The organism is Sediminibacterium sp. FW305-C-49 (assembly GCF_058231085.1).
This window is the reverse complement of sequence record NZ_JBIQXS010000001.1, coordinates 1,210,113-1,231,597: the sequence shown is the minus strand read 5'-3', so window position 1 is coordinate 1,231,597 and position 21,485 is coordinate 1,210,113. Positions and strand designations below refer to the sequence as shown.

Here is a 21,485-nt window from a genome sequence, read left to right as displayed (position 1 = left end):
GATTTTTTCTCCACCTCTTTGGTCGCTGACCAACAGTGACTGCTCCCAAATAAAAAGAGAGACCCCCCAACAGGAGGTCTCCCTTTCTTATTCCTTATTTCTTATTCCTCTGTTCCTTATTTATTAATCTCCTTCAGGAGTTCATTCACCGCCGCTTCCAACTGCTGGTCACGGCCTTTGATCACGATATCGTATTCATTCATGAGTTTAATATCAGGATCGGTCTGGTAGTTCTCCAGGTACTGATTTTTCAGTCCTTTTACACCCAATGGCGGAACACCCCAGCGAATGCTGTTATCCTGTAAAGATTCCCAGCCTGCAAAAGTACAGGTACCAGGCACAGGCATACCTACCAGCTTACCAATACCCAGTTCTTTATAGGCATAAGCGTAACAATGGCCATCACTGTAGTTGGCTTCATTGGCAATGGAGATACTTGGTTTGGTCCAGCGGAAATTGGGTTCAAAACCACTGCTTCTGGTATCGGTGGTATAGTCCATGAATTTTTTACCACTCAGGAACATGGCCAGATCTGCTACCAGATCGCCACCACCATTGAAACGGGTATCTACCACAATACCTTTTCTGTTTACATATTTACCCATGATCTCTTCATAGGTAGTTCTGTATGAACCATCATTCATGCCGGGTATATGTACATAACCCAACTGACCATTACTCAAACGATCTACTTCATCCTGGTTCTTTTTAATCCATCTTCTGTACAGCAATCCATTTTCTTCACCGGTTGAAACAGGCTTTACAATGATTTCACGTTTGGTAGCACCATCGGCAATGAGTAATAAAGTGTTCTTACCAGCTTTTCTGTTCAGGTATTTTGGCAAATCAGTATCTGCATCAATGGTTTCTCCATCAATCGCTTCAATAATCATTCCTGCTTTGATGTTGAGACCGGCTTTATCAAGCGGGCCATCTTTGATGACTTCTTCAATTTTATAACCAACACCTTTATAGTTCTGGTTGTAGAATGCGCCAAGTGCAGCGGTTGCATCGCCACCGGCAACAAAAGAATTATAAGAAGCTCCGCTATGGCTCACACTTAACTCACCCAGCATTTCACTGAGTAATTCTGCGAATTCATAGTTATTACCAATATGAGCAAGGTGACGTTCGTAATCTGGTTTATAACTATCCCAGTTTACACCATGCATCGTTTTGGTATAGAAAGTTTCTTTGGTTCTGCGCCATACATGTTCAAACATAAACTGGCGCTCTGCTGCAACATCCAGGGTCATTTCACCACCAATGCTTACCATTTCTCTTCTGCCGCTGTTGGGATCAATTTTTGAAATGCTACCACCTGCAGAGAGGAATATGTTTTTCTGGTCTTTATCCCATACCATACTACCACCGGCTGCATTTAAAGGAAGCAGCATTTTGGTTTCACGGGTACGCAGGTTGGTGGTCCAGAGATTGGTACCTCTTTCAAAACGGGTGAGGTAATACAGGTTCTCTCCATCCTTACTCACCAATGCATCACTCATTTGCGATGAGTGAATAGTGAGTTTTGATTTACGTGTGGTCAATCCATCCCAGTCAAACACCACGCTGTCTTTTTTAGCAGTTGGTTTTTTACTGCTGTCTGATTTTGCTTTATTGTCTTCTATTTCTTTTGCCAGTGCCGCATCTTCTTTACTCAGTTTGAATTTATCAAATGCTTCCTGTGTAAAGAACATGGCATATACATCGGATTGTGCGCCGCCACTTTGTGCTACAGATTTCAGACCATCGCGGTTGGTGAACCACATCATGGCTTTGCCACCCATGATCCATTTTGCACGACTGTCGTTGAACCCGCTTTCAGTAAGATTGATGACTTTGCCTTTTCCATCTGCAGAAACCAGTCCTACTTCACCGGGAGAAATGCCGGGTACGGCATAATCGAAGAGGAACCATTTTCCATCAGGACTCCATTCAAAATACTGGTCATTATCTCCCATCGAGAATATTTCCTTATCGGTAAGAATGGTACGAGACTGTTTGCTGGCCACATTGTACACTTTCAATGTCATCCTGTTTTCTACATACGCAATTTCTTTTCCGTCGGGAGAATAAGAGGGCTGGTAGTTTTCGTTGCTGTTGCTGATGACGGCTGTTTCATTCAACACGGTAGATGCATAGAAATAAGGTTCTTCTGAACGCTGTTTTTTTGTTTCGAATATTTTCCAGCTATTACCTCTTTCTGAGGTATAGAGTAATGTTTTTCCATCGGGCGAAAAACTAACCAGTCTTTCCTGTTCAGGTGTGTTGGTAATACGTTTGGTTACACCACCATCTACACTGCTTACAAATACTTCACCACGGAAAATATACGCCACTTCTTTTCCATTGGGAGATACGGCCATATCTCTTACACCACCACTCACCGGAACAATTCTGGTATTGTTGGTACGTGCATCGGCTACAATACTCACATTCACTTTTTGTGGACGGCCATTGCCTTTCATGGTATAGAGCTCACCATCATAACCAAAACAAAGTGTGCCATCATTGGCCAGACTTAAAAAACGTACAGGGTGTTTTTTAAAGCTGGTAAGCTGTTGCGATTTACCACCATCAACCGCCATTTTATGTACGTTGAAGGACCCGCTTTCTTCACTTAAATAATAAAAAGCCTTATCGCTATCAGTGAAAACCGGGTTACGGTCTTCTCCATTAAAACTGGTAATTTTTTTATGTGTTTTGGCGTTGTTATCATAGATCCAGATATCTCTTGCAATAGAAGAGGTATGGTGCTTGCGCCACTGGTTTTCTCCGCCTTTTTTATCCTGGTACAGCATGTACTGTCCATTATTGCTGAGGTTCACCCATTCGGCCGGAGTAGACAATACCTGCTCTGCACGTCCGCCATTCAGACCCACTTTATACAATTCAGGTTGTGAGCCGGTGGGGAATGTGCGGTTGCTGGCCATATCCATACGGGTGGAGCCAAATATCACCGACTTATTATCTGCCGTAAAACTATAGGGGTATTCGGGGGCCGAATGCCAGGTAATTCTTTTGGCTTCGCCTCCTTCTGCAGGTATCACAAGTACATCAAAATCACCAAAACGATCGCTGGCAAAAGCTATCTGTTTACCGTCTTTGCTCCAGATGGGCATTAAATCGTTGGCCTCATGAAACGTAAGAGGGGTGGCTGCTCCGCCGGAGCTGGGTACTTTATAAATATCACCCTTGTAGGTGAAAGCAATGGTTTTACCATCGGGAGAGATGGCCGAATAACGCATCCAGTTCGGATCGCTTTGCGCATTGAGCTGCACATAGGCAACCAATGATAGCAGTGCAAGTGATAGTTTTCTCATAACAGTATTTAATGAACCGGTAATTTAGGAAAGAACAGGCAAGATTTTCACAGAGTTTGATGAATGAATAGGAAAATCGGTTAATGAGGGATTTGTTTATCTTGTTTTGGCAAGGGGAAAAAAGGCTTACTCTTTTGTGACCAGCCTAATCATTAAGAACCCTCCGTGTAACTCTGTGCCGTACTCTGTGTAACTCCGTGGTTAAACCACAGTGGACACAAAGTACGGCACAGAGTTACACGGAGTTATAAACCAAGTACATGATCAGTTTTGTAAATGGAGCATTTGTTGAACAGCAGCATGCAGTTGTACCTGTGAGCGATTTAGGTTTACAGCGGGGCTATGGCGTATTTGATTTTTTAAGGGTAAAGAAAACCCAACCCTTTTTTCTGGATGCACATATAGACCGGCTATTCCGTTCGCTTGAATTGATGCGTTTACCACTCAGCTATTCAAAAGAGGCGCTTATTGCTATCATCAAAGAATTAATCAGCAAGAATCCATCTGATCATTCCGGAATCCGTATTACTGTTACCGGTGGTGCATCTCCCGATGGATACACACCTGTTGAGCCACACATCATCATTGTACAACAACCCATTGCTGCACCAGCCACCGAATTACCAACAGGCGAATACAAATTAGTAACACATACTTACCGCCGCCAGATGCCGGAAGTTAAAACCACTGATTACCTGATGGCCATCTGGTTACAACCCTGGATCAAAGAACAGGGGGCACAGGATGTATTGTATTGTTGGGAAGGGAGTGTAACAGAATGTCCACGCGCTAATTTTTTTATCGTTACACAAAACAATACACTGGTTACGCCTGCTACCGGAATGCTCAAAGGAATAACCAGGAGCAATATTTTATCAGTTGCCAATAAACTGCTTACAGTAGAAGAACGAACTGTTACACTGGAAGATATCCGTAATGCCAGAGAAGCCTTTATATCCAGTTCCACCAAACGCATCATCCCGGTTACGGCTGTAGATAATGTGGTATTCGGCGCTTATACAAAAGATAGTGTGGCTTTCAGGTTGTTTGATGGGTTGCAGAAGCTGGAGGAGTGAGGGAGACCGAAAGTCAGGGAGACAATAGTTTTAGTAGTAAAACCTCCGTGTAACTCTGTGCCGTACACTGTGTAACTCCGTGGTAAAAAACCACAGAGGTAAAGGAGTACGGCACAGAGTTACACGGAGGTTACTTCATCACATGAATCATCTTTCGGACTTCCGGACTCTCCTCTCCCCTCACATGAATATGCTGTTTTTTATGCCCCTCTCTATCAGTAGATTTGTACCGTGCGGCTTCGTTTATACAGCTTTTTTATTCTTTTTGTATTCTGTGCGACCCTCTCTTCCGCACAGGAGACTTATACATTTACCCATCTCAATACCGATGATGGATTGGCCAGCAATGATGTTCGTTCCCTTTACCAGGACGCCAAGGGTTTTATCTGGATAGGCAGCGCCAATGGTTTACAACGTTTTGACGGTACCAAGTTCATCGTGTTTTCGATGGCCAATAAAAAAGGAAGTGATCCCTTACCCATTTCTTTACTTGAATATATTGTTCCGGGAAAAAATGGAACGCTCTGGTTGTATTTTCCCGAATTAAGGGAAGTAGGCATTTTCGATCCGGCTAAGTTTAGCTACAAAAAAGTAGCCATCAAACCTCCTACACCTTTTCCCGGTCGCATCAATGCGAGATTATGGAACGACAGTAAAGGCAATATCTACCTTACTATTCAACCCATCGGCATTTTAAAATTCGATGAAAAGGAAATTGCGTTTACCGCTTCCACTCCTTTCCGGATTCCTAAAAACTGGGGCTTTGGTATTGCTTCTGCCGAAGACAAAAAAAATGGTTTACTCTGGCTCTCCTGTTCCGATAACGGTCTGGCTGCTTATGACGAAAAAACAGGAGAAACCTATACACGCTTATACAATCCCAAAAAAATACCCTTACTAAATAACTGGCGCGTTCAGGAAGGGCTGAGTAATATTTATATTGACAGGCAGCAACGTTACTGGTTATACAACTGGCCGGTGTGGGGCGGTGGCGGACAGGTGTTACATTGTCTCGACTCAACAGGTTCTCGTTATGTGAATGATACAACCGGTCTCACGTTGAGCAATGGTAAGTACCGCGAGTATCGTAACATGATCGACCTGCCACAAAGCGGTATCTGGGTTTTTGGATTGAATACCTTGTTTAGTTACAACAGGAAAACCAACCGCTTTAATTATTATAAAAACGATCCGCTCAGCAGTATTGCCATTCATTATGAAATTGCCCACCAGGTAATTGAGGACCGCGAAGGTGGTGTTTGGGTTGCCACCAGTGAAGGTATTTATTTTACCTCTCCGGGTAAAGATGGCAATGGTGTACAGAACATGATCTTTTCTGAAACCAAAAAAAGTAAAGAGTTTACAGATATCATAGAACTCAGTAATGGCGACTACTGGCTTACCAACTGGGGAGAGGGTGTACTTACCATGGACAAATATTTCCGGCCTAAGAAGTACCATATTTTCAAAAATTTTCCCGCCAACTGGAATATTGCTCAAAGACTGGGTGCAGAGCTTACCTGGTGCATGCACGAAGAAAAAGCCACGCGCGATGTATGGATTGGTTCCAACGGCGGTTTGATTACGCGTTTCAATCCAGCAACGAATAAAACACGGTTTTACAATCCGCCCGAGTTTCAGAATGCAACGGTGCGATATATCACAGAAGATAAAAAAGGGCGTATCTGGTTCTGTACACAGAGAGGAAGGGTTATTCGTTTTGAAAACAATGTGTTTACCGTGATCAAAGATTTTGGTGCCGCTGTTATTCCAAAAATTTTCTTTGACAAAGACGGATGGATCTGGGTTGGCGTGCAGGGTACCGGTTTGTTTGCACTGGAAGCAGAAAGCGGTCGCATCATCCAGCAATATGTAAAAGGCAATGCAGACAACAGCCTGTTTAATGCCATGGGCAGCGATATTGATCAATTGAACGACAGTATCATCGCTTATGGTGCAGGAGCACTCAACCTCGTAAATAAAAAAACAGGTAAGGTTCGCATCATTGATTATGCACAGGGACTTCCTTCCAACTCTGTTCAGCGTTTGCGTATTGACAGGGTAGGCTATTTATGGATCGTTACCAATAATGGTCTTTGCAGGTATAACCCTTTTAACGACAATATCACACCTTATAACAAAAGAGACGGTGTTGTATTAGGCGAAAAAACAGTAGCGGCCGATTATTTATGCAGTGAAGGTTTTGTGATGTTTGCAGGAAGCAATACCCTCATGTTTTTTCAACCCGAAGTATTTGCCAGCAACCAGCAGCCGCCCGATGTAAGCATCACAGATTTCAAACTCAATAACGAATTCCTTCCGATTGATTCACTCACGGCACAATCGGAACTGTCGGTGAATTATGACCAGAATTCTTTCAGTATTTATTTCTCTTCATTGAGTTATGTGAATCGTGATAAACTGATTTACTATTATAAAATGGATGGCATTGATGACCAGTGGATACGTGCCGATCGTCAGAAACTCGTTAACTTCTCTCTACTCCCGCCGGGGCATTATACCTTCCAGGTGTATTGTGAAAATATTGATGGGGTTCGTTCAAAAAACATCACCAGCTTTTCCATTTATATCAGGCCACCTTTCTGGAGAAGATGGTGGTTCCTCAGCTTAGTGGTATTGGCTTTTGGCGGACTGCTTTATTTCATCCACCGCTTACGCATCAACCGGATATTGGCTGTGGAAAATTTAAGAAACAGGGTGGCGCGCGATCTGCACGATGACATGGGTTCCACACTCAGCACCATCAATATATTGAGTACGATGGCCAAAAGCAAGCTCAATACCGATAATGTAAGAGCCAGCGAATACCTCGGTAAAATCAGCGACAACAGTCAGCGCATGATGGAAGCCATGGATGATATTGTATGGAGCATCAAACCCATGAACGATTCCATGCAGAAGATCACAGCCCGTATGCGCGAAATTGCTACCAGTGTACTTGAAGCAAAAGATATTGACTTACAGTTCCGCACCGATGATTCCATAGAAGAAGTAAAAATGAACATGGAAGCCCGTCGCGATTTCTTTCTCTTATTCAAAGAAGCCATTAATAATATTGCCAAATATTCGAAAGCATCACACGCCTCTGTTCATCTTACCGTTCACCATAAACGCTTATTGATGATTATCAAGGATAATGGTATTGGGTTTGATATTGATAAGGCCGATGGTAATGGGTTAGGCAATATGTATAAACGTGCTGCATCATTAAAAGGAAGAATACAAATACAATCAAAGCCTGGTGAAGGCACGCAGATTACACTGAATATCCCCGTTCAATAAAATACCCTATTCCCATCTTAGCCCGGGATTTAAATCCCGGGCTAAGATGGGAATAGAGATGATGCTTTGATGAAACAGCCTATGTTTGTACCAGTTCAAATTATTTATGTTGAAAGGCGCATTTATCAGCTATTCTTTTGAAGGTATCAAATACCAACTCTATACACCGGAAGCAAAAGATTTACAGGCTGTTTGGAACAGTGGTGGTTTACAACATTTCCCCTATTGGGGTAAATGCTGGCCCGCAGCTATTGCATTATCTGCATTTATTGCAAAGAACCCCGCATTTGTTCATGATAAAAAAGTATTAGAACTGGCAGCCGGATTAGGCTTACCTTCTCTTGTAGCAGCTACTTATGCAAAAGAAGTGGTCTGCAGCGATTACCTCAACGAACCCTTGTTGTTTATAAAAAAATCAGCAACAGAAAACAACCTAAGCAATATTGAAACCAGGATCATAGACTGGCATCATCTTCCGGCAGACCTCTTAACAGATGTACTGCTCTTAAGCGATATCAATTATGATCCGTCATCATTTGAAGCACTTGATCAACTCATTTCTTTTTTTCTTGAACAAAACGCACTGATCATCTTAAGCACTCCACAGCGCATCATGGCAAAATCTTTTATTGAAAAATGGATCCCTTTTCAAATCATGCAGGAAGAATTTGTGTTGGAAGATGATGTAAGAGTAAGTGTATTAGTCTTGAAAAAGCGTGAGTGCTGAGAGCTAAACTCCGTGCAACTCTGTGTTCCGCTCTGTGAAACGCTGTGGTAAAAAAGTTTTTAAATTTTACCACAGCGTTTCACGGAGTAAGACACGGAGTTCCACGGAGGGTGGTTTAGGAAATTAATCTTCTTCCGGACTTCCGGACTTCCGGTCTCCTTAAAAGAAACAAGGAATACTATTGCGTTTATCTTTCTGGTTAAAGAAATAGATAAAAGACAATTCGCTGCTGCCGGTAAAACCATTGGCTTTTTTCAGATCGGAGTGGTTGATGTCGTAACTGATACCTATCTGGTAATTACTGGTTCTTAGTCCGATATACGGATAGGTTGCATCTTTCATCCTTAACCAGGCACCTGCATAAAAATGAGCATCCGTATCTCCCACCCCAAATCCATAAGCCATGCCTACCACCGTCTGGTTATTTCTTGCCTGCTGCATAAAATTGGTGCTGAAGAAAAGATGATCTCTTTCGTTCACCTGTAAAAGTCCGCTGGCATGAATGGCATAACGCCTGGCCAGTCTGCTGTTTTGTGCACTGAAAAAACTCAGGGAGGGAGTCAGTAAATGATATACCGAAGCACCGGCATTAAAATTATTACCATCATCATCTCCATAATTATACAATACGCCAATATTCAGATCGGTATATCCCACCGAACGGTTATTGATGGTTTCTCCGCTGGGTACCGATAAATCAAAACCACTACTGGTAAACTGATTGGCAAAACTTACTTTGCTGAAATCGACCACATGTCTTGCATACGCTGCCTGCACGCCAATGCCGATCGACTGGTTACCATCTGCATCCAGTCCTTTGTTGAAACCTGTTGACAGGGCTATATAACTGTTCTTGTAAACACCGGCACCCGCCTGGTCATATAATGCCTGTATACCCAAACCCCATTTATCGTTGGCCGCAATTTTATTTTGCATGATACGGGTATCAAAAGAAACAGCACCGGTTTGATAGGGTGAACTGATATTGGCCCACTGGTTTCTATAATTAACAGCAAGCCGATGTGCTCCATTAAAATAACCCGTTAATGCCGGATTAAATGTGAGTGGTGAACTATAGTATTGAGAAAAATACGGATCCTGTGCAGACAGTATGCTGCAGCAGAGGAGTAGTAAAATACAAATGGTATATTTTCTCATAACTTCTTATGATTGATCGTGAATGGTGAATCGTGAATGGTGAATAGATAGTGCTCCGAATTTTATTAATTATTGACCATTCACGATTGACCATTCACCATTCACCTTTCTTATTGCAACAACAACACGGTTCCTGTTTTCCGCACCAGATTACCCTGCAGATCCACTGCTTCTGCTATCCAGGTATAGGATCCCATTGGTTGCATCACACCCAGGTAGAGACCATTCCAGCCTGCCTGTGCGCTGCTTTCTTTTGTGCTGAAAATCATATTACCCCATCGGTTGAACACCCTGAAATAATTCAGTTGCCGCATACCCACCAGTATGGGGTATAGGCGATCGTTCTGTCCGTCGTTATTCGGTGTGAAACCCTGTGGTACATAAATATCTACACCCGGAATCACTTTCACCAAAACAGTATCGGTCGTGGTACAGCCGATATCATTGGTAATTGCTACCGTATATTCTGTTGTGGTACTAACTCGTATACTGGGTGATGCTATATTAATATTACTTACCCCGGCTGCCGGCTGCCACAGGAATCGTGTACCAATGGCGCGGGCAGTGATGGTAGCAGGAATATCTTTTAATACATCCACGTCTTTATAACGCACCGCAGGTAATGCCGACTGTACGCGATAAGTTACCAGCGATGTTTCATTAAAGCCTGTACAAACCGGACTGGTAGCCGTTAAACGAACGGCATAGGTACCGGAACTGTTGTAAATATGTGTGGGTGAAAACTGGTTGGAGCTGCTGCCGTCACCAAAATCCCATAACCAGTTGATGCCACCACTGGCACTGGTTACAGATGTGTTGTTGAAACTGGTTGACACACCCGCACAGGCATTGGTGAGTGTAAACTGAACAACAGGTTTATTCAGTAACTGAAGATTGATGGTATTGGCCGATACTGTTTCGCAACCCTGTGCCGAAATAAAACGAACAGCATAATCACCCGCAGCAGTGGCATTATAGGAAGATGTATTCGCTCCGCTGATGGGCTGCTGGTTGAATAACCATTGATAACTGTTGCCTCCCGAAGCATTGAGTGTTAATGAACCGTTTTCACAGATAATATTAGTGGCGGGTGTTTGTAATACACCCTGTGGTGCCGCATTCACCTGGATCGTTACAGCACCCGATCTGGCACAACCCGTTGTAGCATCAGTAGCCCTGATATAAAAGATACCCGAGTTGTTGATGGCCTGTGCATTGCTCACAGGTGTGGTTAATGCTGCATTGGAGAAATACGCATAACTCAATCCTGCACTACTACCGGCTGTGATGGCAGGAGTGGTAAGGTTGATGGTTTGTGGCGAACAAACTGCCGACGGATTATTGATCACCAGTGTGGGTAATGGGTTAATGGTAACCGTTACCGGCACCACCGCGCTGCAACCCGAAGCCGGTGTACCTTTTATATAGTATACACCAGATGCATTTACTGCATTGGCATTGGTAAGTGTATTGGTGGCAGCAGCATTGGTAAAATAAGTGTAGCTGAGTCCTGCCGCGCTGCCATTGGTAATGGCCGATGCGGTGAGATCGATTGTTTGTGGCGAACAAACAGCAGCAGGTGTATTGATCTGCATGACTGCCTGCGGATTAATACTTACCAGCACCGGTTGTATGGCAGAACAGTTGGTTGTTGTATTCGTACCCCGTATATAATAAGTGCCTGCAGTACCGATGGCAAACGGCGTACTGAGTGATGTGGTACCCGTAGCATTGGACCAGTAAGTATAATTTAATCCGGCCGTACTGCCTGTTGTAACAGCTGCTGCAGTAAGATCAACCGTACCGGGTGAACATACAGCAGCGGGGTTGGTAATGGCTACTGTTGGATTGGCGTTCACCGTAATGGTTACCGGTGCTGATGTTGCAGAACAGTTATTGGCATCTCTGACTGTTACCGTATAGGTACCCGATGTGGTGATATTGGTGATGGATGTATTGGTTGATGCGTTACTCCATACATAACCTGTTCCACCACTTGCTGTGAGGTTTACGGAATTACCTGCACAGAAGGTGAGAGGACCGGATGGGGTGATGGTTGCCGTTGGTAATGCATTCACCGTTACTGTTCTTGATGTAGTAGCACTGCAACCCGCTGCATTTGTAACTGTAACACTGTAGGTGCCGGATGTGGTAATATTTGTTATTGCTGTATTTATTCCATTAGTCCATGCGTATGCATTACCACCACTTGCTGTTAAATTAACTGAGCCGCCTGCACAAAAAGTTAAAGGGCCGCTTGTATTGATTACTGGGACAGGTAGTGCGTTTACTGTGATATTTGTTGCAGATGACGTTGCGGTACAGCCCGCTGTATTGGTTACCGTTACCGTATATCCACCTGCCGTTGTAACTACTCGATTAAAACTCGTTCCTCCTCCTGTCCACAGATAACTTGAGCCCGCTACATTCGGTACACTCAACGTAGCTGATCCTCCCGCACAAAAAGTATTTGATCCGGTTAACGTTACTGTTACATCGGGTAAGGAATTAACGGTAATATTTGTTACGCCTGATGTTGCGCTACAGCCCGCTGTATTGGTTACAGTTACTGTATATCCACCTGCCGTTGTTACCACTCGATCAAAACTCGTTCCTCCTCCTGTCCACAGATAACTTGAGCCCGCTACATTCGGTACACTCAACGTAGCTGATCCTCCCGCACAAAAAGTATTTGATCCGGTTAACGTTACTGTTACATCGGGTAAGGAATTAACGGTAATATTTGTTACGCCTGATGTTGCGCTACAGCCCGCTGTATTGGTTACAGTTACTGTATATCCACCTGCCGTTGTAACTACTCGATCAAAATTTGTTCCTCCTCCTGTCCATAAATAACTTGAGCCCGCTACATTCGGTACACTCAACGTAGCCGACCCTCCCGCACAAAAAGTATTTGATCCGGTTAACGTTACTGTTACATCGGGCAAGGAATTAACGGTAATATTTGTTACGCCTGATGTTGCGCTACAGCCCGCTGTATTGGTTACTGTTACTGTATATCCACCCGCCGTTGTTACCACTCGATTAAAACTCGTTCCTCCTCCTGTCCATAAATAACTTGAGCCCGCTACATTCGGTACACTCAACGTAGCCGACCCTCCCGCACAAAAAGTATTTGATCCGGTTAACGTTACTGTTACATCGGGTAAGGAATTAACGGTAATATTTGTTACGCCTGATGTTGCGGTACAGCCCGCTGTATTGGTTACCGTTACCGTATATCCACCTGCCGTTGTAACTACTCGATCAAAATTTATTCCTCCTCCTGTCCACAGATAACTTGAGCCCGCTACATTCGGTACACTCAACGTAGCTGATCCTCCCGCACAAAAAGTATTTGATCCGGTTAACGTTACCGTTACATCGGGTAAGGAATTAACGGTAATATTTGTTACGCCTGATGTTGCGCTACAGCCCGCTGTATTGGTTACCGTTACCGTATATCCACCTGCCGTTGTAACTACTCGATTAAAACTCGTTCCTCCTCCTGTCCACAGATAACTTGAGCCCGCTACATTTGGTACACTTAATGTAGCTGATCCTCCCGCACAAAAAGTATTTGATCCGGTTAACGTTACCGTTACATCGGGTAAGGAATTAACGGTAATATTTGTTACGCCTGATGTTGCGGTACAGCCCGCTGTATTGGTTACCGTTACCGTATATCCACCTGCCGTTGTAACTACTCGATCAAAATTTGTTCCTCCTCCTGTCCACAGATAACTTGAGCCCGCTACATTCGGTACACTCAACGTAGCTGATCCTCCCGCACAAAAAGTATTTGATCCGGTTAATGTTACCGTTACATCGGGTAAGGAATTAACGGTAATATTTGTTACGCCTGATGTTGCTGTACAGCCCGCTGTATTGGTTACCGTTACCGTATATCCACCTGCCGTTGTAACTACTCGATTAAAACTCGTTCCTCCTCCTGTCCACAGATAACTTGAGCCCGCTACATTCGGTACACTTAACGTAGCTGATCCTCCCGCACAAAAAGTATTTGATCCGGTTAACGTTACCGTTACATCGGGTAAGGCATTAACTGTAACCGTTGTCGATGATGTCTGTGCATTAACACAAGATGTTGAACTACTCTCCTGTACCGACACCAACTCATATGTTAGCTCGGCGGCTGTTGTCACTGGTACATTAATAGTTGCTACACCTGCACCATTTGTTACTATTACCTGGTTCGATCCTGCAACACCATTTGTTACCACACGATACGTTACTGAATATGGAGCCGTAGCCCCTGCCGCTGTGATGGTAACAGTAGGAATAGTTCCATTTACACATACTGATGCCGCTGATCTGCTAATTGATGCTGTCGGTAATGGATTTACTGTTACTGAACTTGAATTTTCCAAAAAACACCCTGTGGATGAATTTAAAAGTCGTAGTGTTCCATTATAAGTTGTACTTGCAGACGCGGTTCCCGGTACATTGACAGTTATTGTATTTGTTCCTGTATTATACGTTTGAAAACCATCGTTTGTAAAACCTGCAGCAGTTGCCGTTCCGTCCCATATAATCCTGTACTGATCAGGCCCACCACTTACGCCCGAAAATGTTACACTAAAGTTAGGTGTACCAGAACAAATAGCTGGAAGAATCGGGTTAACGCCAGTCGCATCGGGATTTGAGTTTGTAACAATCGTTACAGATGCTGTCTGTGCATTTATACAAGCTGTAGCACTACTTTCCTGGACCGATACTAATTCATAGTTGCGCGTTGCTGCTGATGTTACTGTTGAAGAAAATGTAGCTACCCCTGCTAAATTGGATACAATAGTTTGATTAGATCCCGGCGTGCCGTTGGTAATTTCCCTGTATGTGAAAGTATAAGGTGCTGTACCGCCCAAACCGGTTATTGTAACAACCGGAGCTGTATTGTTTACGCAAGCCGTTAAAGTATTTGCTGAAATAGTAGCTGTTGGTAAAGCTGAAACAGTAATGGTGGCTCCGCTACTCACACTTGAGTTAGTACAGGTTTCCGACAGTGAGTTGGCATCTACAACGGATGTAAGACTATACGTAAATGTTCCTGCAACATTTGTTGGAACTGAAATAGTAACGGTACCCGTCATGGTACCCGCACCTGTTGTGGTAGCGATGGCTGATTGAGCAACGCCATTCAGATTATAGGTAATTGTATAAGGAGCAATGCCTCCTACTGCTGTAATCGTTAATGTAGGGTTGGCGGCATTTTCACAAACGGTTAATGTACCAGTGATGCTTACACTGGGCATCATCACAATTTGAACGATGTTACTGTATGCAAAACTACCATCATTATCAACCCTTCTTCTGTAATACCAAGTTCCGGTTAAATCAGAATTATCTGTTATTCCAAGCGTTGTTTGTGGAAGGTTTACAACACCACTAGTAAATGTAATATCTTGAGATCTCTCCCAACTATAATTAATTGACTCTAATTGATTTTCACCAGATATAGCAGAAGATTGAAGAATTGTATGAGCCGCATCCCAAACTTGGCACTTTGTTGTAGATATTGTTCCTCCGGTTAACTGGGCTAAAGTAATTGCAGGAATAAAAACAAATAGAAGTAAATAGAATAAAACAGGTTTGTGAAATACCCTCCCCCCCCGCACTCCACGCACAGGCCCGTCAATATTGGATATGATCTTCCTCAAACAGCTCATCGGGGGGATATTGAACTTTGATTTAAAGATATATAATTTTGATATTCAATCATTTAACTGTTGAACCCTCTCAGATTATATATACGTTAAAAGACAGCCCATGGTATGCCACACGCTGCAATTATTTTAAGCATACAAAACCCCGACGCTGCGGTCGGGGCATTTGCTCAGGGTTTGGTTTAGGTGAACCAACTATCGGGTTAATTATTAAGCAGGTTCAATATAGCCATTATCCGATATCATTGAAAATCAGATGCCGATTTGAACATGACTATTTTTTTATACCTCCCGTTACAACCCTTTCGCCCTCTATATCCAACAATTACAGCCTCAACGCCCCTCCGTACCTGGCAGGGTATCCATTCAGTTTACCTTGTTTTGTAAGTCCTGTTTAAACCAGATATAAGCCGGATATAAGCCGGATACAAGCCTGATATAAGCCACCCCTTTAGAGAACGCTTTTATATCTGTTTTATATATAGCTTCTATCGTTTTTAAACAGGTAAAAAAAATGAACCCAACCATAAGTTAACCCTCATCCATACCTAAAGAATCTGTCAACACCAGCCCGCCGCGACCTGATAAAGCTGCTGCCGACAAACAAATACTGTTTGTATAATGGAGCTTGTACATTACTTGTTGGTTTACAATGATTTGTAAACCACGCCTGTTTTCTATACCCCTTCTTTTCGCCGCTCATCCACTTTTTTTCAGTTGGTATGCGGGTAAAAAAGATATTTTTGTTCCGCCTCAGGCGAGATGATGGCCTGGGGATATGTCCACCAATACTGGTTTTATGAACAACTAAGCAGGGTACGCAAACATCTTTCTGCTACCCAATTTTCTTCGCAACCCTTATTACTTACGCCTTTGGCGTAATCATTTTCTATTTAATTTATTCCAACAATGACGAATTTTCAACCAACCAATACGCCCAAAAAGGGCTTCTTCAGTTATTTCCGCGAAGCATTGAACAGCGAGCACCAGGATTTTACACAAGGCAGTATCCGTAAAGCCGTTTTCATGCTGGCCATTCCTATGATACTTGAAATGTGCATGGAATCGGTGTTTGCCGTGGTAGACATTTTCTTTGTGAGCAAACTCGGCGCCGATGCCGCCGCTACGGTAGGTCTTACCGAATCCTTTCTTACCCTTATCTATTCCATCGCCATCGGTTTGAGTATGGCAGCCACAGCCATGGTGGCCCGAAGGGTGGGTGAGAAAAATCCCGATGAAGCCGCACATGCCGGAGCACAGGCCCTGTTACTGGGTTTTGGTGTTTCCGTACTCATCAGCATCGTAGGTATTTTCTTTGCCGGTGATGTGTTGCAACTCATGGGCGCCGGTGAGGGTGTAATAAAAATGGGTACCAACTATACACGTATCATGCTCATCGGTAACCTGGTCATCATGTTGCTGTTCCTCATCAACGGTATCTTCCGCGGTGCAGGTGATGCAGCCATGGCCATGAAAAGTTTATGGCTCGCCAATATCTGTAATATCATTCTCTGTCCCATACTCATCAACCAGTTTGGTTTAACCGGTGCGGCCATTGCCACCACCACAGGCAGGGGTATTGGTGTATTGTACCAGTTATACCATCTGTTCAATGGAAAAAATATGATCCGTATCCTGAAATCGCATTTTGTTCCGAATGCAGTCATCTTAAAATCCATTGCCAATATTGCCTCAACAGGTACACTGCAGTTTATCATTGCCTCTGCCAGCTGGATTGTGATGGCCCGTATTGTTACCGGTTTTGGCAGCGATGCAGTAGCGGGTTATACCATCGCCATCCGACTGCTCATCTTCTTCCTCATGCCCGCATGGGGTTTGAGTAATGCAGCAGCCACACTGGTCGGACAAAACCTCGGCGCACAAAAACCCGATCGTGCAGAACAGTCGGTCTGGAAAACAGCACGGTACAACGCTGTTTTCATGGCTTTTGTGTCTGTGCTCTTTGTGGTAGGTGCTGAATTTTTTGTGGGTTTGATTACACAGGACCCCAAGGTGAGTGGTACGGCCACATCTGCCTTACGTATCGTGAGCCTGGGTTATATTTTCTATGGTGTGGGTATGGTTATGATCAATGCCTTTAACGGTGCCGGCGACAGCCGCACGCCCACCTGGATACATTTATTCTGGTTCTGGATTTTCCAGATTCCCTTTGCACTCTTGCTCTCACATGTGCTCGATTTTGGTACCACCGGCGTATTCATCGCCATTGTAGTGACCGAAACCTGTATCAGCATTACCAGTGTGATTTTGTTCAAGAGAGGAAAGTGGAAACTGGTGAAAGTCTAGGAGAATATTGAACAGAGCAATGTCGAATATTCAATGTCGAAAGGAGATCTGGTCCTGACATTGGGTATTCGACATTCTTTTTTAAAATGAAACAGCAAGCGATGTGGTGAATAAAAACCGATTCCTGACAGGGCTATTACCTGTTTCAAAAATATTGTCTTTTGAACGAAGGTTTCTTGCTTCTATCCGCCACACTGCATTCCTGTGAAAAGAAAGATCGTAATTGATAGAATAGCCCCAGGTTTTAAATCCGTTAGCTGTGCCGGTTGAAATAATCACTCCATTTTTGTCGCTATAGTATTCTACCCTTCCGGCAAGTTTTGACCTCGTGCTGAGTTGTAACCGACCTATCAATACCGGTGAATACCAGCAATGATACTCTTTACTGTTTTTAGCTTTTTGTTCTGCACCTATATCTAATCCGGCTGTTAAGGCGAACAGTTCACTCAATTGAAAAATGCCATACAAATTATGGAAATAACGCATCTGCTTTATGCTGTCGGGTTTATCGTTTCCAATAAATGAACTACTGTTCAGTGTAATGCTGCTATCGGGTTTATAGGTTAGCTGGTGGCCTATACCAATGGTATTGTTACCCGGCACACGTTGTATACGTTGCCAGCCATTGAGCAATAAAGCACTGATGAACCATTTTTCATTGGTTGATGTATAAGAAAGTTTTATGCCCGACTCATAATAGGGTGAATTGTCTGCCAGCATACTTCTTGTAAGGTTCCAGCAATCTTTTCCAATAGCACTTTCAAAACCAATATGTGAAGGGAAAATACCAGCATCCATCCACAGGTTTGAACGGGTGGAAAGTTTTACTCCTGCGTTGGCTTCAAATATGTTTTTGAGAACACCGGGTTCGGCGGCAAGATTACTGTTCATATATGTTCCCGCAGCCAATGCAAGATTTGCTCTGATGCCATTTTCCTGATAAACCGTTTTCAGCATCGCAAGGTTGAGGGTAAATTCATTTCTTCTGTTAAATGAATACAGGAAAGAAGGTCTGTTGTTTGTTGTGCTGCTTCCGCCGTCGTAACCATAATAAGTTTCCAGGTAGCCGCTCACCCTGACCGCATTGCCAGACTCATTTGTCTGTGCCCCAACCTGTACCATACCTATCACTGCCATCAAGAGCAGCATACCGGCTTTTTTCATAACAACGGTTTAGTAAACAGGGGAATATTGAATACCCAATCATGAATTTCGATATTCGACATTTCTCTGTTCTTCTGTTCTAAAACCACCCTCTTCTTTTAAACAGCACCAGCATCCACACCGGTACTATCAGCATAAGGCCTACAGCGATGAAGAAGCCGTATTGATGATGGAGATAGGGAATACGATCGAAGTTCATGCCAAAGATGCCACCTATTACCGTGGCGGGTGCCAGCAGACAGGTTACAATGGCCATTACTTTCATGACCTCATTGGTCTTGAGGTTTACATTACTCAGGTAGAGATCCTGTAAGTTCATCATCATATCACGATAGTTCTCTACATGGTCATTGGCCTGTAGAATATGATCGTATACATCTTTAAAATACTTGGTGGTTCTTTCTTCCAGTAATTCACTTTCACTGCGTATAAAACCGTTGATGAGTTCTCTTACCGGGTTCACATTCCGCTTTAATACAATCAGCTCTTTGCGAAGACTGTTGATGACGGCCAGTGTGCGGGTATTACTGCCTCGTATAATGCGCTCTTCCAGTTGTTCAATTCTGTCGCCCAGTTTTTCCATCACGATGTAGTAATTATCTACAATCATATCGAGCATGGCATAACAAAGATAATCGGCACCACTCACCCTGAGTTTACTACCGGCTAGTTTCAGCTTGTCGCGAATAGGGTTGAATACATCCCTGCCCGCATCTTCCTGGAAGGAGAGAACAAAACCTTTCCCCAGCACAATACTGATCTGCTCCGTTTCAACTGCGCCTGTCTGTTCGTTGAAATACAACATGTTCAGCAGACAGAACAGTACATTATCCATTTCATCCATCTTGGGTCGCTGGCTCACACTCATAATATCTTCTACAATGAGGTAGTGAATACCAAAATGGTTACAAACCGATTCCACATCGGCTTTACGGATACCGTCTACATTGATCCAGGAAATATGTTTGTTATCACGATAAGTAAAACAGTCCTGGATACAGTTCAGTTGTGTTTCAACAAATTCAGTCGCATCATAATCATACACTTTCACTTTTATCTCGCTGGCTTCTACCCTTTCAGGTATCACCGTAGGGTTTACATGAAAGATATCGCGTGTACGTTTGGTATCGAACAGCGTTAATGGGTTGAGGTATTTGAGGTATTTGCTGCCGGTCATGGAGTGAAGATAGAAAAACAGGGGAATAAGAAACAGAGAAATAAGGAATAAGAAACTGTTATCCTTCCAATTTTATGTTTCTTATTCCCTATTCCGCTGTTTCCCGGTCTTCTGTAACAACCGCATCCGGTTTTACAATGGCCGAAAAGGTTTTTTTATCTTTTCCTTTCAGATATGAAAAGAAGATTTTAATCGTTTGATCGGGTTGTTTAGTAAGCTGGAAACCTGATGGACTATAGAGGTTTTTTAAAACAAACAAAGACTGTTTGGGCTGTTCATCAAATTCTGAAACAGCGATATAAATATTATCCGTCACCTCATCTGTCTCCGGCAGTTTTGCGCTGCCACTTTTATTGGAAACCACATATACTGTTACAGCAAACCCCGCTGTCTCCGCTTTATGCGTTGACCTGATATTGTTCAACACATAAGAGAGGTTTGTATTGTTTAGTTTTTGCACAGAAGGTTTTTGTGCATACGCAGACTGGACAAGCAAAAAGAAAAACAGGATAAAGAGAGGCAAAGGTTTTTTCATATGCTAATATTATATAAACAAAGGAATATGAATAAGAAAATGAAGATCACAAGAAATTCATCACAATATTTTCTAACTTACTTTGTTTAAAATTTTCTATGAATCTCCTTCGAGATAGACCCTTATTTGTTTGTTTGCGAAGCAGCAATTTGATCGAATTCGAGTGCTGCAACCTCAGAAGGAACTAACTTTAATTCAGGCGCTACGCGGATGACTTTATGATGCATGAAACACTGCACATAATATTTTTTACCAAACTTAATATTTACAACAATTTTAGTTTCAGTATTACCAGATTTTGCATACAGTTCCAAATCTCCTTCTTTTCTAACTTTTAATACGGTTGCAGAGTTATTAAGCGCCCAATACACTAATCTATTGTCGCCATAAACATAGTATTCATTACCACCTGCTACAAAACGAGGTGATCTGTACAAATAAAGAAGAGCATATGAGCTTGTGTCGTTGAAATGTTTTTTTAAATAAGCTGGCTTTTCTTTTACATCCTCAAATACTTTAAACGGGAGTCTACCTACTTGTTGCTTATACCATATTGTATCAACATCTAAGTGTCGATACTCCGATTTTAATTTGTTAATTTGATCGATATAGCTTTTATAAACTAAATAATCACTTGTCGAGTTGATAATTTCGTAGACAAACTCATGTTCTTTTAAAATTTTCAACTCTTTTTGAGAAATTTTATTATTTCCTGAAACATATTTTAACGAAAAAGAACAATCACTTATTCGTTTGATTTTAAAAATACTTGAATCTCCAGTAAGGAGGTTGTACTCAATACTACTATCTCCTCTTATTATGCATTTGGAATTAATGCCGCTACTGCGAGAGTACATCCAAAATTCACCATTATAAGGGTAGCTACAATTACTCTGAGCGAAAGTTATTTTAGGATAACTCATTATAAGGGTAAGAATAAAAAAAATATTTCTCATAAGAACAGTTCTATTACTAAATGAAACTAAGCAGTTCTGCCTTCATTTAAAATCTGTTTAAAATTATAAAAAAAG

11 protein-coding genes are annotated in these 21,485 nt (G+C 42.8%); 4 read left to right on the top strand and 7 right to left on the bottom strand.

Going from position 1 to position 21,485, the window contains the following annotated elements:
* Positions 1-116: 116 nt before the first annotated feature.
* The gene (locus ACH3Z1_RS05130; RefSeq protein WP_490820787.1) at positions 117-3,323 is read right to left on the bottom strand and encodes a S41 family peptidase; all 3,207 of its coding nucleotides are present in this window, start codon (positions 3,321-3,323) and stop codon (positions 117-119) included.
* A 260-nt stretch (positions 3,324-3,583) separates the two neighbouring features.
* Between ACH3Z1_RS05130 and ACH3Z1_RS05125 the strand changes: the two genes are divergently transcribed.
* From ACH3Z1_RS05125 to ACH3Z1_RS05115, 3 genes are all read left to right on the top strand, one after another.
* Entirely contained in the window at positions 3,584-4,399 is an 816-nt protein-coding gene (locus ACH3Z1_RS05125; RefSeq protein WP_490820786.1) for an aminotransferase class IV, read from the top strand.
* 231 nt (positions 4,400-4,630) lie between these two features.
* Complete coding sequence (locus ACH3Z1_RS05120; protein WP_490820785.1) at positions 4,631-7,702, top strand: two-component regulator propeller domain-containing protein; 3,072 nt, start codon at positions 4,631-4,633, stop codon at positions 7,700-7,702.
* An 85-nt stretch (positions 7,703-7,787) separates the two neighbouring features.
* Positions 7,788-8,429 carry a class I SAM-dependent methyltransferase gene (locus tag ACH3Z1_RS05115; protein WP_490820784.1) on the top strand — a complete coding sequence of 214 codons (642 nt, stop codon included), beginning with the start codon at positions 7,788-7,790 and terminating at the stop codon, positions 8,427-8,429.
* A 159-nt stretch (positions 8,430-8,588) separates the two neighbouring features.
* Here ACH3Z1_RS05115 and ACH3Z1_RS05110 read toward each other — a convergent pair whose 3' ends face one another.
* Positions 8,589-9,587: a PorP/SprF family type IX secretion system membrane protein gene (locus ACH3Z1_RS05110; RefSeq protein ID WP_490820783.1), complete on the bottom strand. Its 999-nt coding sequence runs from the start codon at positions 9,585-9,587 to the stop codon at positions 8,589-8,591.
* A 110-nt stretch (positions 9,588-9,697) separates the two neighbouring features.
* Positions 9,698-14,860, bottom strand: coding sequence for a PKD domain-containing protein (locus ACH3Z1_RS05105; protein WP_490820782.1), 5,163 nt, complete (start codon positions 14,858-14,860; stop codon positions 9,698-9,700).
* A 1,320-nt stretch (positions 14,861-16,180) separates the two neighbouring features.
* Here ACH3Z1_RS05105 and ACH3Z1_RS05100 point away from each other — a divergent pair.
* Positions 16,181-17,578 carry an MATE family efflux transporter gene (locus tag ACH3Z1_RS05100; RefSeq protein WP_490820781.1) on the top strand — a complete coding sequence of 466 codons (1,398 nt, stop codon included), beginning with the start codon at positions 16,181-16,183 and terminating at the stop codon, positions 17,576-17,578.
* 81 nt (positions 17,579-17,659) lie between these two features.
* Here ACH3Z1_RS05100 and ACH3Z1_RS05095 read toward each other — a convergent pair whose 3' ends face one another.
* From ACH3Z1_RS05095 to ACH3Z1_RS05080, 4 genes are all read right to left on the bottom strand, one after another.
* The gene (locus ACH3Z1_RS05095) at positions 17,660-18,742 is read right to left on the bottom strand and encodes a porin (protein ID WP_490820780.1); all 1,083 of its coding nucleotides are present in this window, start codon (positions 18,740-18,742) and stop codon (positions 17,660-17,662) included.
* Positions 18,743-18,821: 79 nt separating this feature from the next.
* The gene (corA, locus tag ACH3Z1_RS05090; RefSeq protein WP_490820779.1) at positions 18,822-19,919 is read right to left on the bottom strand and encodes a magnesium/cobalt transporter CorA; all 1,098 of its coding nucleotides are present in this window, start codon (positions 19,917-19,919) and stop codon (positions 18,822-18,824) included.
* Between the two features lie 88 nt (positions 19,920-20,007).
* Complete coding sequence (locus tag ACH3Z1_RS05085) at positions 20,008-20,454, bottom strand: hypothetical protein (protein WP_490820778.1); 447 nt, start codon at positions 20,452-20,454, stop codon at positions 20,008-20,010.
* 122 nt (positions 20,455-20,576) lie between these two features.
* Positions 20,577-21,410 (bottom strand): hypothetical protein, encoded by an 834-nt coding sequence (locus ACH3Z1_RS05080; RefSeq protein ID WP_490820777.1) that lies wholly within the window; start codon positions 21,408-21,410, stop codon positions 20,577-20,579.
* Positions 21,411-21,485 lie beyond the last annotated feature (75 nt).

Bases quoted from the DNA above. Each gene is read 5' to 3' on its own strand.
- ACH3Z1_RS05130 (WP_490820787.1), bottom strand. From the start codon at position 3,323: ATGAGAAAACTATCACTTGCACTGCTATCATTGGTTGCCTATGTGCAG.
- ACH3Z1_RS05125 (WP_490820786.1), top strand. From the start codon at position 3,584: ATGATCAGTTTTGTAAATGGAGCATTTGTTGAACAGCAGCATGCAGTT.
- ACH3Z1_RS05110 (WP_490820783.1), bottom strand. From the start codon at position 9,587: ATGAGAAAATATACCATTTGTATTTTACTACTCCTCTGCTGCAGCATA.
- ACH3Z1_RS05105 (WP_490820782.1), bottom strand. From the start codon at position 14,860: ATGCCCAGTGTAAGCATCACTGGTACATTAACCGTTTGTGAAAATGCC.
- ACH3Z1_RS05100 (WP_490820781.1), top strand. From the start codon at position 16,181: ATGACGAATTTTCAACCAACCAATACGCCCAAAAAGGGCTTCTTCAGT.
- ACH3Z1_RS05095 (WP_490820780.1), bottom strand. From the start codon at position 18,742: ATGAAAAAAGCCGGTATGCTGCTCTTGATGGCAGTGATAGGTATGGTA.
- corA (WP_490820779.1), bottom strand. From the start codon at position 19,919: ATGACCGGCAGCAAATACCTCAAATACCTCAACCCATTAACGCTGTTC.
- ACH3Z1_RS05085 (WP_490820778.1), bottom strand. From the start codon at position 20,454: ATGAAAAAACCTTTGCCTCTCTTTATCCTGTTTTTCTTTTTGCTTGTC.
- ACH3Z1_RS05080 (WP_490820777.1), bottom strand. From the start codon at position 21,410: ATGAGAAATATTTTTTTTATTCTTACCCTTATAATGAGTTATCCTAAA.